Source organism: Cryobacterium sp. TMB1-7 (assembly GCF_004402435.1).
In the GTDB taxonomy this organism is placed as follows: domain Bacteria; phylum Actinomycetota; class Actinomycetes; order Actinomycetales; family Microbacteriaceae; genus Cryobacterium; species Cryobacterium zongtaii.
Window position 1 is genome coordinate 308,186 of record NZ_SOFZ01000029.1, and the last position, 16,204, is coordinate 324,389.

Genomic DNA, 16,204 nt, shown 5'->3' on the forward strand with positions numbered 1-16,204 from the left:
GGTCGGGGGCGGTTCGGGACGGACGGGACCGGTTACGCGGACTTCTCCTCGCGCCGAGCCGAGTGCAGCACGATGGTGGGAGCCGCGTTCTCGAGGACCGATTCGCGGGTGACCACGACGCGGGCGACATCCGTGGCAGACGGTACCTCGAACATGATCGGTCCGAGCACCTCCTCCATGATGGCGCGGAGGCCTCTGGCACCGGTCTTGCGCAGGACCGCGAGGTCGGCGATGGCCTCGAGCGCGGGCTGTTCGAAGTCCAGTTCCACACCGTCGAGCTCGAACATGCGCTGGTACTGGCGCACCAGGGCGTTCTTGGGCACCGTGAGGATCTGCATCAGGGCGACCTGGTCGAGTTGGGTGACCGTGGTCACCACGGGCAGCCGGCCGATGAATTCGGGGATCAGCCCGAACTTGTGCAGGTCTTCCGGCAGCACCTCACTGAAGAGGTTGATGTCGTCGCCCTTGCTGTGCAGCGGGGCGCCGAAGCCGATGCCCTTCTTGCCGGCACGCTGGGAAATGATGTCGTCGAGCCCGGCGAAAGCGCCGGCAACGATGAACAGCACGTTGGTGGTGTCCACCTGGATGAACTCCTGGTGCGGATGCTTGCGGCCGCCCTGCGGCGGCACCGAGGCGACGGTTCCCTCGAGGATCTTCAAGAGCGCCTGTTGCACGCCCTCCCCGGACACGTCGCGGGTGATCGACGGGTTTTCGGCCTTGCGGGCGATCTTGTCGATCTCGTCGATGTAGATGATGCCGGTCTCGGCGCGCTTCACGTCGTAGTCGGCGGCCTGAATGAGCTTGAGGAGGATGTTCTCGACGTCTTCACCCACGTAGCCGGCCTCGGTGAGGGCCGTGGCATCCGCGACGGCGAACGGCACGTTGAGCCGCTTCGCGAGGGTCTGGGCGAGGTAGGTCTTGCCGCAACCGGTGGGGCCGATCAGCAGGATGTTGGACTTGGCGATCTCGACGTCGTCATGGATGGCGTCCGCCGCGGTCAGGGTGGCGCGGCTGCGCACGCGCTTGTAGTGGTTGTAGACGGCCACGGCGAGGGCGCGCTTGGCGGCTTCCTGCCCGATGACGTACTCCTCGAGGAATCCGAAGATCTCCCGGGGCTTGGGCAGCTCGAATTCGCTGCCGACTTCTTCGGCTCCGGCCTCGGCCAGACGTTCTTCGATGATCTCGTTGCAGAGCTCAACGCATTCATCGCAGATGTACACGCCGGGTCCGGCAATGAGCTGCTGCACCTGCTTCTGGCTCTTTCCGCAGAAAGAACACTTCAACAGGTCGGCGCTCTCGCCTATTCGGGCCATCCGTGAGCCTCCTCCATCAATGACGCTGAATTCGAGCCTAGCTTGTGCGTGTGACAGATGCGTGCAGCCACGGAACAATGCGAAACGGCGCGCCGCCTCGGGGCGACGCGCCGTTCGGTGAACAGGCTGACCAGAGGGCCAACCCGTCCGTTGCGGTACTACTTGACCAGCGTGGGCACGTTCTTGCGGCTGGTCAGGATCTGGTCGATCAGACCGTATTCGAGGGCCTCTTTCGAGCCGAGGATCTTGTCGCGGTCGATATCCTTGTGGACCTGCTCCTTGGTGCGGTTGGAGTGACCGGCGAGGGTCTCTTCAAGCCATTCGCGCATCCGCTGGATCTCGGCCGCCTGGATTTCGATGTCGGAGGCCTGGCCGCCACCCTGGCCGCCGGCCGACGGCTGGTGGATGAGGATGCGGGCGTTCGGCAGCGCGAGGCGCTTGCCGGGTGTTCCACCGGCCAGCAGCACGGCGGCGGCGGAGGCCGCCTGGCCGAGGCAGACCGTCTGGATGTGCGGACGGATGTACTGCATGGTGTCGTAGATCGCCGTCATGGCGGTGAAGGAGCCACCGGGCGAGTTGATGTACATCACGATGTCGCGGTCGGGGTCCTGGCTCTCGAGGACCAGGAGCTGGGCCATGACGTCGTCGGCCGAGGCATCGTCAACCTGCACGCCGAGGAAGATGATGCGGTCCTCGAACAGCTTGGCGTACGGGTCCTGGCGCTTGTAGCCGTAGGCGGTGCGCTCCTCGAAGGTGGGGAGGATGTAACGCGACTGCGGGGCCTGCGGTGCCATTCCACCGGGCGCCATTCCGCCGGCCTGGTGGCCAAAATTAGTGAATTCCATTTTCTGCCCGTCCTACTTCTTGTTCACTGAGTCGTCGGTGCCGCCGCCGCCGACAACCTGCGTCGCAGATTCGCGCAGGTGGTCAACGAATCCATAGTCCAGAGCTTCCTGGGCGGTGAACCAGTTGTCGCGGTCGTTGTCGATGAGGATCTGCTCGACCGACTTGCCGGTCTGCTCGGCCGTGAGCTCTGCCATCCGCTTCTTCATGTCGAGGATGACCTTGGCCTGGGTCTGGATGTCGGCCGCCGTGCCGCCGAACCCACCGGACGGCTGGTGCAGCAGCACGCGCGCGTTCGGGGTGATGTACCGCTTGCCCTTGGTGCCGGAGGAGAGCAGGAACTGGCCCATCGAGGCCGCCAGTCCGATTCCCACGGTGACGATGTCGTTCGATACGAACTTCATGGTGTCGTAGATTGCCATGCCCGCGGTGATCGAGCCACCGGGTGAGTTGATGTAGAGGAAGATATCCCGCTGCGAGTCCTCTGCGGCCAGCAGCAGGATCTTGGCACAGATCTCGTTGGCGTTGTCGTCTCGCACCTCTGAGCCGAGCCAGATGATGCGGTCGGCCAGCAGTTTGTCAAAAACGCCGGGTGTAAGTGCCATTTCGGCCATGTCGCGCTCCGTTTCGCTTGTCGCTTCAGAATGAATCTATAGGGTCCAACGCGCGCAAAAGGCTCTGTTCGCCCTCGGCAGATTCACGCCGGCGGCGGTACACGCAGAACGGGCCGGATGTCCGCAGACATCCGACCCGTTTACCAGCGCCATCAGGCGTCGGGGTTACTTCTTTGCAGCAGCCTTCTTCTTCGGCTTGGCCTCGGCGGCCGGGGCCTCCTCGGCTGCTTCATCAGAGGCGGCTTCATCAGAGGCGGCTTCGTCAGAGGCGGCTTCGTCAGAGGCGGCTTCGTCAGAGGCGGCTTCGTCAGAAGCAGCCTCGTCGGCTGCAGGCTCGTCGTCGACGACGGCCGTGAACTCGGACAGGTCGACGGAGGCACCGTTGGAGTCGGTGACCTCGGCCTTGCCCAGGGCGATCGCGAGGGCCTTGTTGCGGGCGACCTCGGCGACCATGGACGGGATCTGGCCGTTGCCGGACAGGGCCTGAACGAACTCGCTCGGGTCCATGCCGTACTGCGAGGCACCCTGGATCAGGTACTGGGTGAGCTCGTCCTGGCTGACCTTGACCTTCTCAGCCTCGGCGATGGTGTCGAGCAGGATCTGCTGACGGAAGGTCTTCTCGCTGGCCTCGGTGACCTCGGCGCGGTGGGTCTCGTCTTCAAGGCGGTTCTCGCCCTCGAGGTGACGGTGCACCTCGTCGGCGATGATGGCCTCGGGAATCGGGACCTCGACGGAGGAGAGCAGCTGCTCGATGAGCAGCTCGCGGGCCTGGTTGCCCTGGCCGAAGACCTTGGAGCGGCCGACCTGGACCTTGAGGCTCTCGGTGAGCTCGTCGATGGTGTCGAACTCGCTGGCGATCTGCGCGAAGTCGTCGTCGGCGGTGGGAAGCTCGCGCTCCTTGACAGCGATGACGGTGACGGTGATCTCCGCGGTCTCGCCCTCATGGTCGCCGCCGAGCAGCTTGGAGGCGAAGGTGGTGGTCTCACCGGCGGTGAGGGACTCGAGGGCCTCGTCGATGCCCTCGATGAGGTCGCCGGAGCCGACTTCGTAGGAGATGCCGCTGGCGTTGTCGACCTCGACACCGTTGACGGATGCGACGAGGTCGATCTGGGCGAAGTCGCCCGAGGTGGCGGGACGGTCGACCGTGATCAGCGTGCCGAAGCGGCTGCGTAAGGTGTTGAGTTCTTCGGTGACCTCATCGTCGGAGATCTCGACGGCGTCGACGGTGAGCTTGATGCCCTCGTAGACGGGCAGGTCGATCTCGGGACGCACGTCGACCTCGATGGCCAGCTGCAAGTCTCCGGAGAAGTCCTTGTCGCTGGGCCACTCGACGATGTCGGCCTCCGGACGGCCGAGCGGGCGCAGCTTGTGCTCGTCAACGGCCTTGCGGTAGAAACCGTCGAGGCTCTCGTTGACCGCGTGCTCCAGCACGGCGGACTTGCCGACGCGCTGGTCGATGATGGCGGGCGGGACCTTGCCCTTGCGGAAGCCGGGGATGTTGATGTCTTCGGCGATGTGCCCGTAGGCGTGGGTGATGCTGGGCTTCAGCTCTTCCGGAGTCACCGAGATGGTGACCTTGGCGCGCGTGGGGCTCAGCTTTTCTACCGTGGACTTCACGTTTAAATCTCCTGTGTTCGACAGATTATGTTCGACAGATGTGCAGGGGGGTGATGGTCGGGGCGACAGGATTCGAACCTGCGACCTCTCGGTCCCAAACCGAGCGCTCTACCAAGCTGAGCTACGCCCCGGATGTCATCTCACCCGTTGGGGCCACCAACTTGGCACGCATACTCACGCGACAGGCGGATTGACCTCCGTCAGTCTAGTGCACCACCCGCAGCCCGGGGCGTCCCTGCGCGGATTCCGGGCGCGTTCCGGGGTGTTTGTCGGCGCTGGGGAAATCACGCACCGAAACCTGTACTACGATATTCGAGTGCCAGCAGGTGTGGCACATGGGGATGTAGCTCAATGGTAGAGCCTCAGTTTTCCAAACTGATGGCGCGGGTTCGATTCCCGTCATCCCCTCCATATTGCAAGGGTCTCGGGCCCTTCCGGGTCAGGCGAAGACGTAGGTCACACCGGTGAGGCGCTCGCTCTCCGTCCAGAGGCGGCGGGCGTCGTCGGTGTTCTGTGCGCGCTTGGAGCGTGTGACGGGCACCGGATGCCCGTGCTGCTGCCCGAACCCCTCCGGCCCGACGAACGAGTTGCCGGCCAGCCCGGGCAGGGTGGCCGCGTACAGTGACGGCAACGCACCCCACACCGCCGGTTGGGCGAATTCCCGGGTCAGCGTCGCCATCAGGCGGCTGCGCCTGGTGGTGGTCTTCGCACCGCGCATGGCAGGACCGGCGGTCTGCAGGTTCGTCAGGGCGAAGCCCGGATGCGCAGCCATCGCCCGCAGGGACAGCTTCGCGGCCGCCGACCGACGCTGCAGCTCGCTGGTGAACAACAGGTTGGCGAGCTTGCTCTGCCCGTACGCCGGCCACGGCCGGTAGCGCCTGGTGCCCATCAGGTCGTCGAAGTTCATCCGTCCGATGCGGTGCACCGTCGACGACAGCGTCACCACGCGCGCATCCGGGCCGGCCACCAGCAGCGGAAGCAGCCGCCCGGTCAGTGCGAAGTGACCCAGGTGGTTGGTGCCGAACTGCATCTCGAAGCCATCGACGGTGCGCCGCTCGGGCAGGTTCATCACACCGGCGTTGTTCACCAGCAGGTCGAGACGACCGGGGCCGGCGATGAACTCCTCGGCGAAAGCGGCAATCGAGACCAGGCTGGCCAGGTCCAGCACTCGAACCGACAGATCGGCATCCGGCAGGCGATCCCGCATCCGCTCCACGGCCGCCGCTCCCCTGGCGCCGTCCCGCACGGCCAGGGTCACGGATGCGCCGTGCGCGGCCAGCTGCGCCGCGGTCACGAAGCCCAAACCCGAGTTGGCTCCGGTCACGATGGCGGTGCGGCCGGTGAGGTCGGGAATCTTGTCTTCGGTCCAGCCGTAGCCGAGTTTCGGTTCCACGGGTCAGGCCAGTCCGAGGGTGTCGAGGGAGGCGCGGAGGGTGGCGGCGGAGTGTTCGAACAGCGCCTGCTCCTTGGCCGAGAACGGCACGTCGATGACGCGGGCGATACCGCTGGCGTCGATGACGCTGGGCACCGACAGGGCCACCCCGCTGACACCCCGGTAGTCGGTGAGCACCGAGCTGACCGGCAGGATGGCTCCCTCGTCACGCAGCACCGCCTCGACAATGCGGGCGCCGGAGAGGCCGATGGCGTAGTTGGTGGCGCCCTTGCCCTCGATCACCTTGTAGGCAGCGTTCTTGACCTCGTCAGCGATCGACTCGAACTCGGCCTCGGAGAACGGCACAGATCCGCTGCCCTGCGCCGGTCCGGTGGCGCCGCGGGCCAGCATCCAGTCGGCCAGCGAGATCGGCCCGATACGCGCCTGCGACCAGAGCGGGAACTCGGAGTCGCCGTGTTCGCCGACGATGAGGGCGTGCACGTTGGAGATCGCCACGCCGACGCGTTCGGAGAGCATCCAGCGCAGCCTGGAGGAGTCGAGCACGGTGCCGGAGCCGAACACCCGCGCCGGCGGCAGGCCGCTGAACTGCTGGGCGGCCACGGCGAGCACGTCGACGGGGTTGGTGACGAGGACGAAAATGGCGTCGGGGGCCCGCTCGACGAGCTTGGGCATCAGGTCGCGCAGGATCTCGACGTTCACGCCGGCCATCTCGAGGCGGGACTGGCCGGGATGCTGGCGGGCGCCGGCGGTGATCACGACGACGTTGGCGCCACTCACCACGTCGAGGTCATCGCCGCCGGTGACCCTGGATGCCCCGGTGAACTGGGTGCCGTGTGCGAGGTCGAGCACCTCGGCGGCCACCTTGGCCGAGTTGATGTCGTACAGAGCCACCTCACGGGCGGACTCGCGGATCAGGGCCGCGTAGGCCAGGGATGTGCCGACGGCGCCGGCGCCGACGATGGCCAGTTTGGAGTTCTCAATCACGCTCATGGTCCCAGTGTCCTCTATCGTGGGTCCGCTCCCTCACGCCGTGCCCTGTCACGCCGGGTGCCCTGTGCGGCCTGGCGGATGCGGGCCACTATGGCTGCATGCCCGACGAGGAACCGGCGCCGGCCCGCCCGAACCCGGAGGTACCGCCCGCGGTGCGCGCCCAGCTGCTCGCCACCGAGCACTGGAGCCTGCTGGCTTCGCGCAGCACCACCCAGGGTGAGGTGCTCACCCGCATCAGCATGTTCCTGTACCTGGTCTCGGCCGGGCTGGTAAGCCTGGCCCTGGCCGGGCAGGCCACCCAGTTCGACGAGGGCTTCCCCGGTTTCGCCCTCACGGTGCTCGGCATCATCCTGCTCGTGGGTGTCCTCACCCAGGTACGGGTGACGAATGTGAGCATGGAGGACCTAGCCTACGTGCTGGCGATGAACAGGTTGCGGGCGGCGTACGTGGAGCTTGACCCCGGGGTCGCGCCGTACCTGATGGCGTCCCGGTTCGACGACCTGCCCGGCACCCAGACCACCTACTACTTCCTGGGCGGCAAGCCGCGGAATTTCAGCCAGGTTCTGGGCAGCAGCATGATGTTCATCATCGCGGTGAACTCCACCCTGCTCGGCCTGTTGCTGGCCGGGATCACTCTGGGGCTTGGCCTGCCGCTGCTCGTCTGCCTCGCGATCTCCGTAGTGGGCGGCATGGGCTTCCTGGCCGGCTCGATCGTGGTGGGCGGCACCCGCTATCTCGGCTTCTGGCGGCGGTACACGCCGTTGTTCCCGTCTCCCCCTGCCGAGTGATCCCTGCTCTTCGCCGACGTGCGAACGAAGCACCGTGTGCGGGCGTTGACGGGGCACGGTGCCGCAAGTCAGGGGCGCCCTGCAGTTGCTAGCCCTGCAGGAAGGCCAGCACCGCGAGCACCCGGCGGTGATCGGACCCTGTGTCGTCGAGGCCGAGCTTGACGAAGATCGCGGTGACGTTCTTCTCCACCGCGCCGACCCCGATCACGAGGCGCTCGGCGATGCCCACGTTGGTGCGCCCTTCCGCCATCAGGCCGAGCACGTCACGCTCCCGCGGGGTCAGCGCCGCCAGCGGACTGGTGCGGCGGGCCAGCAGTTCGCGCACCACCTGCGGGTCGAGCACCGTGCCGCCGGCGCTCACCCTGGCGACGGCATCCTGCAGCTCGTCGAGCGACGCGACCCGGTCCTTGAGCAGGTAGCCCAGGCCACCCTCCCCCGACGCCAGCAGCTCCTGCACGTAGGTGCCCTCGACGTACTGGCTGAGCAGCAGGATGCCGATGCCCGGCAGCCGGCGCCGCAGCTCGATCGCGGCGCGCACCCCCTCGTCGCGGAAGGTGGGCGGCATACGAACGTCGAGCACCGCCAGGTCGGGTCGCAGGGCTTCTATCTCGGCGAGCAGGGCGTCGGCGTCGCCGTAGGCGGCCACGGTGTCGAAACCTGCCTCGGCGAACAGCCGCACCAGACCCTCACGCAGCAGCACGGAGTCCTCTGCCAGGACCAGGCGTAGCGGTGCGGTCGGGGTGGGACGCTGGAGTGTGCTCACCCGTTCAGGATAGGGCGCACTCATCACCGAACGACGGAGCTGCCCAGGTCGTGCACCACAGGGATGTGCGCGCCCACCGCGGTGGGGCCGCCGTGCGGGCTCCGCACCGACAGGATGCCGCGCAGGCCCTTGAGGCGTTCGTCCAGGCCGGCCAGACCGTGGCCGTCCTGCAGCACCGCGCCGCCGCGGCCGTTGTCGATCACCCAGAGGTCCAGCCAGGTGGAGTCGTCCTCCGGGACCCGGCGGAGTTCCAGGTGCAGCCGGATGCCAGTGGCCCCGGCATGCTTGGCCACGTTGGTGAGCAGTTCGGCGGCGATGAAGTAGCTGCTGCGCTCGATCTCCGAGGGCAGCCGCAGGTCGTGGTCCACCTGCAGTTCCAGCTGAACGGGCACGGTGCTGCGAGCGGCCAGCGACTCCAGGGCCACGATCAGGCCGCGGTCCTGCAGGATCGGCGGCACCAGTCCGCGGGAGAGTGCCCGCAGTTCCTCGAGCGTGTCGCGCGCCTGTTCGCGGGCCTCGACGAGAAGCCGGCGCGCGGCATCCGGGTCGTCGTCGAGCCGGCGTTCGGCGCTGGCGAGATCCATCTGCAGGCGCACCAGGCGCTGCTGGGGCCCGTCGTGGATGTCGCGTTCGAGCCGCCGCAGCGACTGGTCTTCAGCCGACACGGCCGCGCCGCGGGAGGCGCTGAGGTCGGCGACCTCGCGCTGCAGGGCCTCGGACGACCAGGCGCCGAGCATCACGCTGGCGATGCCCTGGTGCATCAAGACCATGCCGCGGGTGACGAACGGCAGGGTGAGCAGGAAGGCCAGGCCCAGGGCGGCGTTCAGCACGTTCTCGGCGGCCAGGTTCTGGCCGCTGTCGGGGCCGAACGAACCGGTGATCAGATCGAAGAGCCCCACGGACTCGCTGTCGTTGGGCAGCGACCAGCTCCAGATCCAGTAGGTGAGCCCGCCGAGCGCGCCGGACAGCCACACGATGACGATCGACCAGGACACGACGCCCACGATGAAATTCACGATCATGCCGTGCAGCAGGTACAGCCAGTAGTGACCGGACACCAGCGGGCCGAGGATGGCGCGCAGCGGCGTCGCGGGTTCGCCGCGCGGTGTCCACTGCGGCGGGGTGATGGCCGGCTGGCCGGCCCAGCGCAGCCGGGTGAGCTCGACGACGCCGAAGCCGCGGGCGGCGTACAGGGCGGCCACGACGATGAACAGGCCCACGAACAGGGCCACCAGGCTCACTCCCGTGGCGAACAGGGTCACCAGGACGGTCAGGGACACGATGACGATGGGCAGGGTCGGCAGCAGGAAGCCGAGCTCCCTGGGCGTGCGCGCCCACAGGCTGAGATAGCCGGTCGGGCTCGGGCCGCTCTCGGCGGGCTTGATGGCGGGCTGCACGAAGCCCAGCGTGGCAGAGTTCGGGCTCCCGGTGGTGTCACCGGCGCCCGTGGCGGAATTGAGGGTGTCGTTGGTCATGGTTCCAGCGTGCTCTCGGCGGCGGCCTGCGCCCATCCCCTCAGCCGCCGGATCTGTGTGGGGGTTATCCCCCGCACCTCAGAGTGTGCTGTGCGTGAACCGGCCACCGAGCAGTGTCGCGGCCACGGGCATCCGTCGCAGATCGGCCACCGACGCCACAAACGGGTCGATCTCGCAGATCGCGAGGTCGGCGATCTGGCCCACACCGATGCCGTGCCGGCCTCGGGCGGATGCCGCCAGCGCGGCCTGCCGGGAGATCGCCTGGTCGGGGTGCCAGGCGGCGCGCTCGCCCCGGCTGCGCCCCACGGCGGCCGAGATGGCCACCCACGGGTCGAGTGGCGCGACGGGTGCGTCGGAGCCGAGCGCCAGCTGCACCCCGGCGGACAGCAGGTCGGCCAGCCGGAACGCCCGTTCGGTGCGGCCGGCCCAGTACCGGTCGGCCACGTCGCGGTCGTCGAGGGCGTGTTCGGGTTGAACGCTGGCTGTGATCCCCAGGCGGGCGAACCGGGCCACATCGGCCGCGGTGAGAAGTTGGGCGTGCTCGATGCTGCCGGTGCAGCCCACGGCCTCGAAGGCGTCGAGGGCGAGACTGTTGGCGTTGTCGCCGATGGCGTGCACGGCGGGGCGGATGCCGGCGGCGGCGGCCCGCCGCATCAGGGCCTCGAGCTCGTCGGCGGGCACGGTGAGCATGCCACGGTCGTGGTCGCCGGAGAGTCCGGGGTAGGCGTCGAAGCAGTACGCGGTGCGGGTGTTCAACGAGCCGTCGGTGATCACCTTGTACGGGCCGACGGTGAGCAGCCCGCCGGTGCCGTCGATCACCTGGCCGCTGGTGAGACCCTGCGCGATCGCGTCGTCGAGGTGGTGCGTGTACAGGCCGAAATCGACCCGCAGGCTGTCGGTGCCCGCATCGATGCGGCGCCGCCAGACGTCGAGGTTCCAGGTCATCTCCAGGTCGACGATGCCGACCACACCGCGGGCGGCCGCAGCACGGGCGGCCTCGTCGGCCCAGGCGTCGAGGTCGGCGTCCGGCACGTTGTCGATGGCGTGTTCCACCGCGAAGGCGTCGTCCTCGCGCAGCAGCCCGGTCTGGTGGCCCGCGAAACCGTAGACCGCGAGGGCGGCGGAATTCAGCCAGCAGCTGTGCAGGTCGCCGCTGACCAGGACCACCGGCACCGGCCCTGACGCGGCGTCGAGCAGAGTGCGGCTCGGGGCATCCGACCACAGGGCGTCCCGAAAGCCGAAGCCGACGAGTCTGTCGTGCTTGCCGGCGGCCGGCACCGCGGCCAGCCGGTCGGCGACCAGATCGGCGGCCGCCCGGGCGCTCGTCGCGTCGGACACGTCGAGGCGCCTGGCGGTCTGGGACCACTGGCTGAAGTGCACGTGATTGTCCCAGAGCCCCGGCGTGATCCAGCGCCCGTCCAGATCAACGGTCCGGGTCGCCGGCGAGTGGCCGCTCGCGGGTGCGAGGTAGCCGATCGAGGTGATCAGGCCGTCGTCAACGCGCACGTCGACGAGGTCGTCGCTGCCGGGCAGGCGGCCGTTGCGCAGTACCAGGCTCATTCGGCGGCGCTGGGTTCGGCGGCGCTGTCGCGGGCCCGGCGCATCCGGGCGGCCAGCGCCGGGCTCGCGTACGGACCGTCACCGTCGAGCTCGGCGAGGATACGGTCGACTGTGGCGGCCGGCTTGTTCTGGCTCATTTTGTCCTTCGCCGTGAAGCGCGTCACCCGCAGGCGGAAACCCACGGTACCGGCGACGATGCGGGCAGCGTAGTCGGCGTTCTCCGGGGTGCCGTTCATGCGCCGGGGCTCGTCCATGCGGTCCTCGAAGTGGTCGACCAGGGCCGCGAGTACCCGCAGGTTCTCGGCGTCGGAGAGTATCTCGGGAGTGCCGTGCAGGTGCGCGGTGACGAAGTTCCAGGTGGGCACGGCGGGGCGGGCGTCGTACCAGCCGGGCGAGATGTAGCCGTGCGGGCCCTGCACGATCACGAGGATCTCGTGCGCGCCCAGCTCGTGCAGCTGCTCATCGGGCCGACCGACGTGGCTGAGCAGCACAATCTCGCCGTCGGCGGCCGCCGTGTCGAGGATCACCGGGTAGTGCGAGGCGACGAGCTCGCCCGCCTCCGTGGAGCTCACCAGGGTGACCCAGGGGTACTCCTGAATCAGACGGCGTACCTCGTCGACCTGGTCGAGCGCGAAGCTGGGGTTGGTTCTCACGGGCGGGCTCCTGGGGTGCGGGCGGGGTCAGCGATGACAGACGCAGGTGCGGCGGATGGGACGGGTCAGGCCTGGCAGGACGGGCAGTAATAGAGCTTGCGGGCGCCCATTTCCTCGAGGGTGATGTGGGTGCCGCAGATCCGGCAGGGCAGGCCCTCGCGCTTGTAGACCCAGTGCCGGTCGGCGCGGTTCTTCATCGCGAGTCGGTAATCCTCGCCGGTCAGGTCGTCCATGGTCATCATCTGGCCGGTGTTCACACCGATGGCCAGCAGATGCGCCCAGTCCCGCCAGAGGGCCCGCAGGCTCTCCTCGGTCAGCGACTTGCCCGGGGCGTGCGGGTTGATCCTCGCCCGGAACAGCAGCTCGGCGCGGTAGACGTTGCCGATACCGCTGACGACTGACTGGTCCATCAGCAGCAGGCCGATACGGGTGGGCTTCTTGCGCACGGTGTCCACGAAGCGCTGTTCGGCCTCCGGGCTGTCGTCGAGCTGCGGGTCGGGGCCGAGCCTGGCCAGCACAGCGTCGACCTGGGCGGGGTCGAGCACCTCACAGGCGGTCGGGCCGCGGAGGTCGGCCGAGACCGTGTCGGTGAGCAGGCGCACCCGCACCTGGCCGACGGGTTCGGGCGGGAACGTGTCGAGCTGGTCGATCTCCTTTTCTTGCTCGGCCATGCGCACCCGGGTGCGGCGGGGCGCACCGATGCTGTGCATGGAGTTCTCGCCCGCTGAATCGAGCACCGGCGCGAGGTCGGTGCCGCGCTGGTTGGTCTGTCCCATCCGGCCGTTGCTCGAGGCGATCGTGGCGTCCATGATGATGTCGCCCGCGAAGTCCCAGGCGCCGTACATGCCCAGGTGCACCCGTAGCCAGAGCCCGTTGTCGAACTCCAGGAACATCTGTTTGCCCACGGCGCGGGCATCCGTCATGACGTGACCGCTCAGTTGTGCCGCACCGGCGGCGAACCGGCCCTGCGGCGACGAGAGCTGCACCGGGCGGCCCACGAAGTTGCGCGCGAATTGCCGGGTGATGCGATGGACGGAATGACCCTCTGGCACGGCGATGCCTTTCCGACTCGGTGGATCAGGTGAGGTACAGCTCAGTTGCTCAGGACGGTGCCGGCGATGGTGCCGGTGGTCTCGTATTCGGCCAGCTGGTCGATGCGGCGCTGGTGGCGTTCCTCGCCGGGGAACGGGGTGGCGATGAAGGCGTCGATGAACGCGATGACGTCCTCGATGGGGTGCTGGCGGGCGCCGATCGCGATGACGTTGGCGTTGTTGTGTTCGCGGGCGAGGGTGGCGGTGGCCGCGTTCCAGACCAGCGCGGCGCGTGCGCCGTGCACCTTGTTGGCCGCGATCTGCTCACCGTTGCCGGAGCCGCCGAACACCACGCCGAGTGCCTCGACGCCGGCCGCCTGGTCGGCGACCACGGCCGCCGCCGCGCTGATGCAGAACGCCGGGTAGTCGTCGAGCGGTTCGTAGCTGGTGGGCCCGTGGTCGATGACCTCGTGCCCGGCCGTACCGAGGTGGCTGATCAGGAGGGTGCTGAAGTCGAGGCCGGCGTGGTCGGTGGCGATGTGGATGCGCATGATGAGCAGTCTATTTAGTCGGGCGGGATGCTGCGGCGCTGCTACTCGGCTGCCGCAACGAGGGCGGGCGCGAAGATCGGGTCGCGGCTGCGGCTGCGCTTGATCTCGAAGAAGCCGTCGTAGCCGGCCACCGCGACCACGCCGTCCCACAGGGCCAGCGCTTGATCCCCGGTCGGTGCCGGCGAGATGACCGGGCCGAAGAAGGCAACGTCGTTCACGGCGATCACCGGGGTGCCGACGTCCTGGCCCACCCGGTTGATGCCGTCGAAGTGGCTGGCGCGCATCTGCACGTCGAACTCGTCGCTCTCGGCGTAGCGGGCGAAGTCGGCCGGCAGGCCCACCTCGGCGAGCGCCGCGGGAATCACGGAATCGGCATCCGAGTTGCCCTCGTGGTGGATTCGGGTGCCCAGCGCGTCGTAGAGAGCCTTGACGGTCTCCTGGCCGTGCAGCTCCTGAGCGGCCTGCACCAGACGGGTGTATTTGAGGGCCCGGGGGAAGAACGCGCGGTACTCCTCGGAAACGTCGGTGTTTTCGTTCAGCACCGCGAGGCTCATCACCCGCCAACTCACCTCGAAGCCGCGCAGATCACTCACCTCGTCCACCCAACGAGAAGTCATCCAGGCCCAGGGGCAGGAGGGGTCGAACCAGAAGGTCACAGAGTCGCTCATCGACCCAGCCTAAGCGAGTCACAGGTCCCGAAATGCCGCCGAAGCGGCGCGCACCGAACCCGGCTAAAGCCCTGTCCAGAGCGGCTATCGAAAGAGAAATGCCTGATTCTGAGGCAAATTGCGCTAAAATTGATGCTTATGCCCATCGAGGGGCGGCCCCGCATCCGGGGCACATGACCTCCATCTGAGGCATCTCACGACCTCCATTCGAGGCTCGACGTGCCTGCGCAAGAGTCATGTCATGACCTCCACAAGAGGCATCTCTACTGTCAGAAAGTGACACATGTCAAACGCTATTAACGGTGCTGATCGCACCGTGAAGAAGATCAAGAAGCCGCTGTTGCGCCGGAAGCTCAAGGTCTCCGACGTGAACGTCGTCGACCGCCCGATGCTGAAGAAGGCGCTCGGCGGCACGATCGTCGGAAACACCATGGAATGGTACGACGTCGGAGTCTTCGGCTACCTGATCACCACCATGGGTCCCGTCTTCCTCCCCGAAGCCGACCCGACCGTGCAGACGCTGTTCCTGCTCGGCACCTTCGCCGCCACCTTCATCGCCCGCCCCCTCGGTGGCGTGTTCTTCGGTTGGCTCGGCGACAAGCTGGGCCGCCAGAGGGTGCTCGCCATGACGCTGATGCTCATGGCCGCCTCCACCTTCGTGGTCGGCATCCTGCCCGGCTACGCCCAGCTCGGCATCTGGGCAGCGGTGCTGCTCGTGCTGACCAAGCTCGTGCAGGGCTTCTCCACCGGCGGCGAGTACGCCGGTGCCACCACCTTCGTCAGCGAGCACGCTCCGGACAAGAACCGTGGCTTCCTCGCCAGCTTCCTCGACATGGGCAGTTACCTCGGCTTCGCGATGGGTGCCGCTCTCGTGTCGATCCTGCAGGTGACTCTCGGTCAGGCGGCCATGGAAGAGTGGGGTTGGCGTCTGCCGTTCCTGCTCGCCGGACCGCTGGGCCTGATCGCCATCTACTTCCGGATGAAGATCGAGGAATCCCCGGCCTTCCAGGCCAGCCTGGACGCTCAGGAAGTCAACGCCAGGAACCCCGACTTCGTGGAGGACGACAGCATCCCCAAGGGACCTGTCGCCATCTTCAAGAACTACTGGCGCGGCATCGTCCTCGCGATGATCCTCGTCGCCGCCGCGAACACCGTCGGATACGCTCTCACCTCGTACATGCCGACCTACCTCACCAGCACCATGGGGTACGACGAGCTGCACGGCACGCTGCTGACCATCCCGATCCTCGTGATCATGGCCTGCTGCATCCCGCTCACCGGTCGCCTGAGCGACAAGATCGGCCGTCGCCCAGTGCTCTGGATGGGTTCGATCAGCGCCGTGGTCTTCGCCATCCCCGCGTTCCTGCTCATCGGTATGGGCTCCGTCTTCACGACCCTCGCCGGTCTGGCCCTGATCGCCCTCCCGGTGACGTTCTACGTCGCCAACCTCGCCTCGGCGCTGCCGGCCCTGTTCCCCACGGCCAGCCGCTACGGCGCGATGGGCATCGCGTACAACTTCGCCGTCGCCATCTTCGGTGGCACCACGCCGTTCATCATCGCGGCGCTCATCGCCGCCACCGGTGACGACATGATGCCGGCCTACTACCTGATGGCCACCTCGTTCATCGGTGGAATCAGCATCTTCTGGCTCAAGGAATCCGCCAACCGCCCGCTGCCCGGCTCCATGCCGAGCGTGGAATCGGTCGAAGAGGCACACGAGCTCGTTGCCGGCCAGTTCGAGAACCCCCTGCTCGACCACGACGAGATGCCGTTCGACGCCACCTTCGAGCCGCCGACCTCGTCGATGGACCTGAGCGCGCTCAAGACCGAGACCGACTCGGAGCCGGCCAAGGTCTAGCTCCACCTCGCACCGCCCCGTCCACTTCGGAGGACTGCTTTACACAAGCAACTGTGGCCGGTGCGGACAATTGTTACCCGCACACCG

At 67.6% G+C, this 16,204-nt stretch carries 15 protein-coding genes and 2 tRNA genes; 3 read left to right on the plus strand and 14 right to left on the minus strand.

What is annotated here, in order from left to right; genetic code table 11:
- Window positions 1-32: 32 nt before the first annotated feature.
- From clpX to E3O60_RS14530, 5 genes are all read right to left on the minus strand, one after another.
- Entirely contained in the window at window positions 33-1,313 is a 1,281-nt protein-coding gene (gene clpX, locus E3O60_RS14510) for an ATP-dependent Clp protease ATP-binding subunit ClpX (protein WP_088456390.1), read from the minus strand.
- A gap of 158 nt (window positions 1,314-1,471) precedes the next feature.
- Window positions 1,472-2,158: an ATP-dependent Clp protease proteolytic subunit gene (locus E3O60_RS14515; protein WP_370028119.1), complete on the minus strand. Its 687-nt coding sequence runs from the start codon at window positions 2,156-2,158 to the stop codon at window positions 1,472-1,474.
- A gap of 12 nt (window positions 2,159-2,170) precedes the next feature.
- On the minus strand, window positions 2,171-2,770 hold the full coding sequence (locus E3O60_RS14520) for an ATP-dependent Clp protease proteolytic subunit (RefSeq protein ID WP_088456392.1): 600 nt from the start codon (window positions 2,768-2,770) through the stop codon (window positions 2,171-2,173).
- A 165-nt stretch (window positions 2,771-2,935) separates the two neighbouring features.
- Entirely contained in the window at window positions 2,936-4,387 is a 1,452-nt protein-coding gene (gene tig / locus E3O60_RS14525; protein WP_134498472.1) for a trigger factor, read from the minus strand.
- A 54-nt stretch (window positions 4,388-4,441) separates the two neighbouring features.
- Window positions 4,442-4,518, minus strand: a tRNA-Pro gene (locus tag E3O60_RS14530).
- 206 nt (window positions 4,519-4,724) lie between these two features.
- Here E3O60_RS14530 and E3O60_RS14535 point away from each other — a divergent pair.
- A tRNA-Gly gene (locus E3O60_RS14535) sits at window positions 4,725-4,798 on the plus strand.
- Between the two features lie 28 nt (window positions 4,799-4,826).
- On the opposite strand, the gene E3O60_RS14540 is transcribed toward E3O60_RS14535, so the two are convergent.
- Complete coding sequence (locus E3O60_RS14540; protein WP_103479561.1) at window positions 4,827-5,780, minus strand: oxidoreductase; 954 nt, start codon at window positions 5,778-5,780, stop codon at window positions 4,827-4,829.
- 3 nt (window positions 5,781-5,783) lie between these two features.
- The gene (locus E3O60_RS14545) at window positions 5,784-6,770 is read right to left on the minus strand and encodes an L-lactate dehydrogenase (protein WP_103431987.1); all 987 of its coding nucleotides are present in this window, start codon (window positions 6,768-6,770) and stop codon (window positions 5,784-5,786) included.
- A 98-nt stretch (window positions 6,771-6,868) separates the two neighbouring features.
- On the opposite strand from E3O60_RS14545, the gene E3O60_RS14550 reads away from it, so the two are divergent.
- Window positions 6,869-7,558, plus strand: a complete 690-nt coding sequence (locus E3O60_RS14550; RefSeq protein WP_134498474.1) for a hypothetical protein — start codon at window positions 6,869-6,871, stop codon at window positions 7,556-7,558.
- 88 nt (window positions 7,559-7,646) lie between these two features.
- Here E3O60_RS14550 and E3O60_RS14555 read toward each other — a convergent pair whose 3' ends face one another.
- The 7 genes from E3O60_RS14555 to E3O60_RS14585 form a co-directional block, all read right to left on the minus strand.
- Window positions 7,647-8,345, minus strand: coding sequence for a response regulator transcription factor (locus E3O60_RS14555; protein ID WP_088456397.1), 699 nt, complete (start codon window positions 8,343-8,345; stop codon window positions 7,647-7,649).
- Window positions 8,345-9,796: a sensor histidine kinase gene (locus E3O60_RS14560; RefSeq protein ID WP_241993281.1), complete on the minus strand. Its 1,452-nt coding sequence runs from the start codon at window positions 9,794-9,796 to the stop codon at window positions 8,345-8,347. The genes E3O60_RS14555 and E3O60_RS14560 overlap by 1 nt, the downstream gene beginning before the upstream one ends.
- 78 nt (window positions 9,797-9,874) lie before the next feature.
- Complete coding sequence (locus E3O60_RS14565) at window positions 9,875-11,356, minus strand: amidohydrolase (protein ID WP_134498476.1); 1,482 nt, start codon at window positions 11,354-11,356, stop codon at window positions 9,875-9,877.
- Window positions 11,353-12,009, minus strand: a complete 657-nt coding sequence (locus tag E3O60_RS14570; RefSeq protein WP_134408746.1) for an FMN-binding negative transcriptional regulator — start codon at window positions 12,007-12,009, stop codon at window positions 11,353-11,355. Before E3O60_RS14570 ends, E3O60_RS14565 begins: the two co-directional genes overlap by 4 nt.
- 65 nt (window positions 12,010-12,074) lie before the next feature.
- Window positions 12,075-13,061 carry an Fpg/Nei family DNA glycosylase gene (locus E3O60_RS14575; protein WP_134498478.1) on the minus strand — a complete coding sequence of 329 codons (987 nt, stop codon included), beginning with the start codon at window positions 13,059-13,061 and terminating at the stop codon, window positions 12,075-12,077.
- A 41-nt stretch (window positions 13,062-13,102) separates the two neighbouring features.
- Window positions 13,103-13,591, minus strand: a complete 489-nt coding sequence (locus E3O60_RS14580; protein ID WP_088456402.1) for a ribose-5-phosphate isomerase — start codon at window positions 13,589-13,591, stop codon at window positions 13,103-13,105.
- 41 nt (window positions 13,592-13,632) lie between these two features.
- Window positions 13,633-14,259: a DsbA family protein gene (locus E3O60_RS14585; protein WP_134498480.1), complete on the minus strand. Its 627-nt coding sequence runs from the start codon at window positions 14,257-14,259 to the stop codon at window positions 13,633-13,635.
- A 283-nt stretch (window positions 14,260-14,542) separates the two neighbouring features.
- Between E3O60_RS14585 and E3O60_RS14590 the strand changes: the two genes are divergently transcribed.
- Window positions 14,543-16,117, plus strand: a complete 1,575-nt coding sequence (locus E3O60_RS14590) for an MFS transporter (RefSeq protein ID WP_088456404.1) — start codon at window positions 14,543-14,545, stop codon at window positions 16,115-16,117.
- Window positions 16,118-16,204 lie beyond the last annotated feature (87 nt).

Bases quoted from the DNA above. Each gene is read 5' to 3' on its own strand.
- clpX (WP_088456390.1), bottom strand. From the start codon at position 1,313: ATGGCCCGAATAGGCGAGAGCGCCGACCTGTTGAAGTGTTCTTTCTGC.
- E3O60_RS14515 (WP_370028119.1), bottom strand. From the start codon at position 2,158: ATGGAATTCACTAATTTTGGCCACCAGGCCGGCGGAATGGCGCCCGGT.
- E3O60_RS14520 (WP_088456392.1), bottom strand. From the start codon at position 2,770: ATGGCCGAAATGGCACTTACACCCGGCGTTTTTGACAAACTGCTGGCC.
- E3O60_RS14545 (WP_103431987.1), bottom strand. From the start codon at position 6,770: ATGAGCGTGATTGAGAACTCCAAACTGGCCATCGTCGGCGCCGGCGCC.
- E3O60_RS14550 (WP_134498474.1), top strand. From the start codon at position 6,869: ATGCCCGACGAGGAACCGGCGCCGGCCCGCCCGAACCCGGAGGTACCG.
- E3O60_RS14555 (WP_088456397.1), bottom strand. From the start codon at position 8,345: ATGAGTGCGCCCTATCCTGAACGGGTGAGCACACTCCAGCGTCCCACC.
- E3O60_RS14560 (WP_241993281.1), bottom strand. From the start codon at position 9,796: ATGACCAACGACACCCTCAATTCCGCCACGGGCGCCGGTGACACCACC.
- E3O60_RS14565 (WP_134498476.1), bottom strand. From the start codon at position 11,356: ATGAGCCTGGTACTGCGCAACGGCCGCCTGCCCGGCAGCGACGACCTC.
- E3O60_RS14580 (WP_088456402.1), bottom strand. From the start codon at position 13,591: ATGCGCATCCACATCGCCACCGACCACGCCGGCCTCGACTTCAGCACC.
- E3O60_RS14585 (WP_134498480.1), bottom strand. From the start codon at position 14,259: ATGAGCGACTCTGTGACCTTCTGGTTCGACCCCTCCTGCCCCTGGGCC.
- E3O60_RS14590 (WP_088456404.1), top strand. From the start codon at position 14,543: ATGTCAAACGCTATTAACGGTGCTGATCGCACCGTGAAGAAGATCAAG.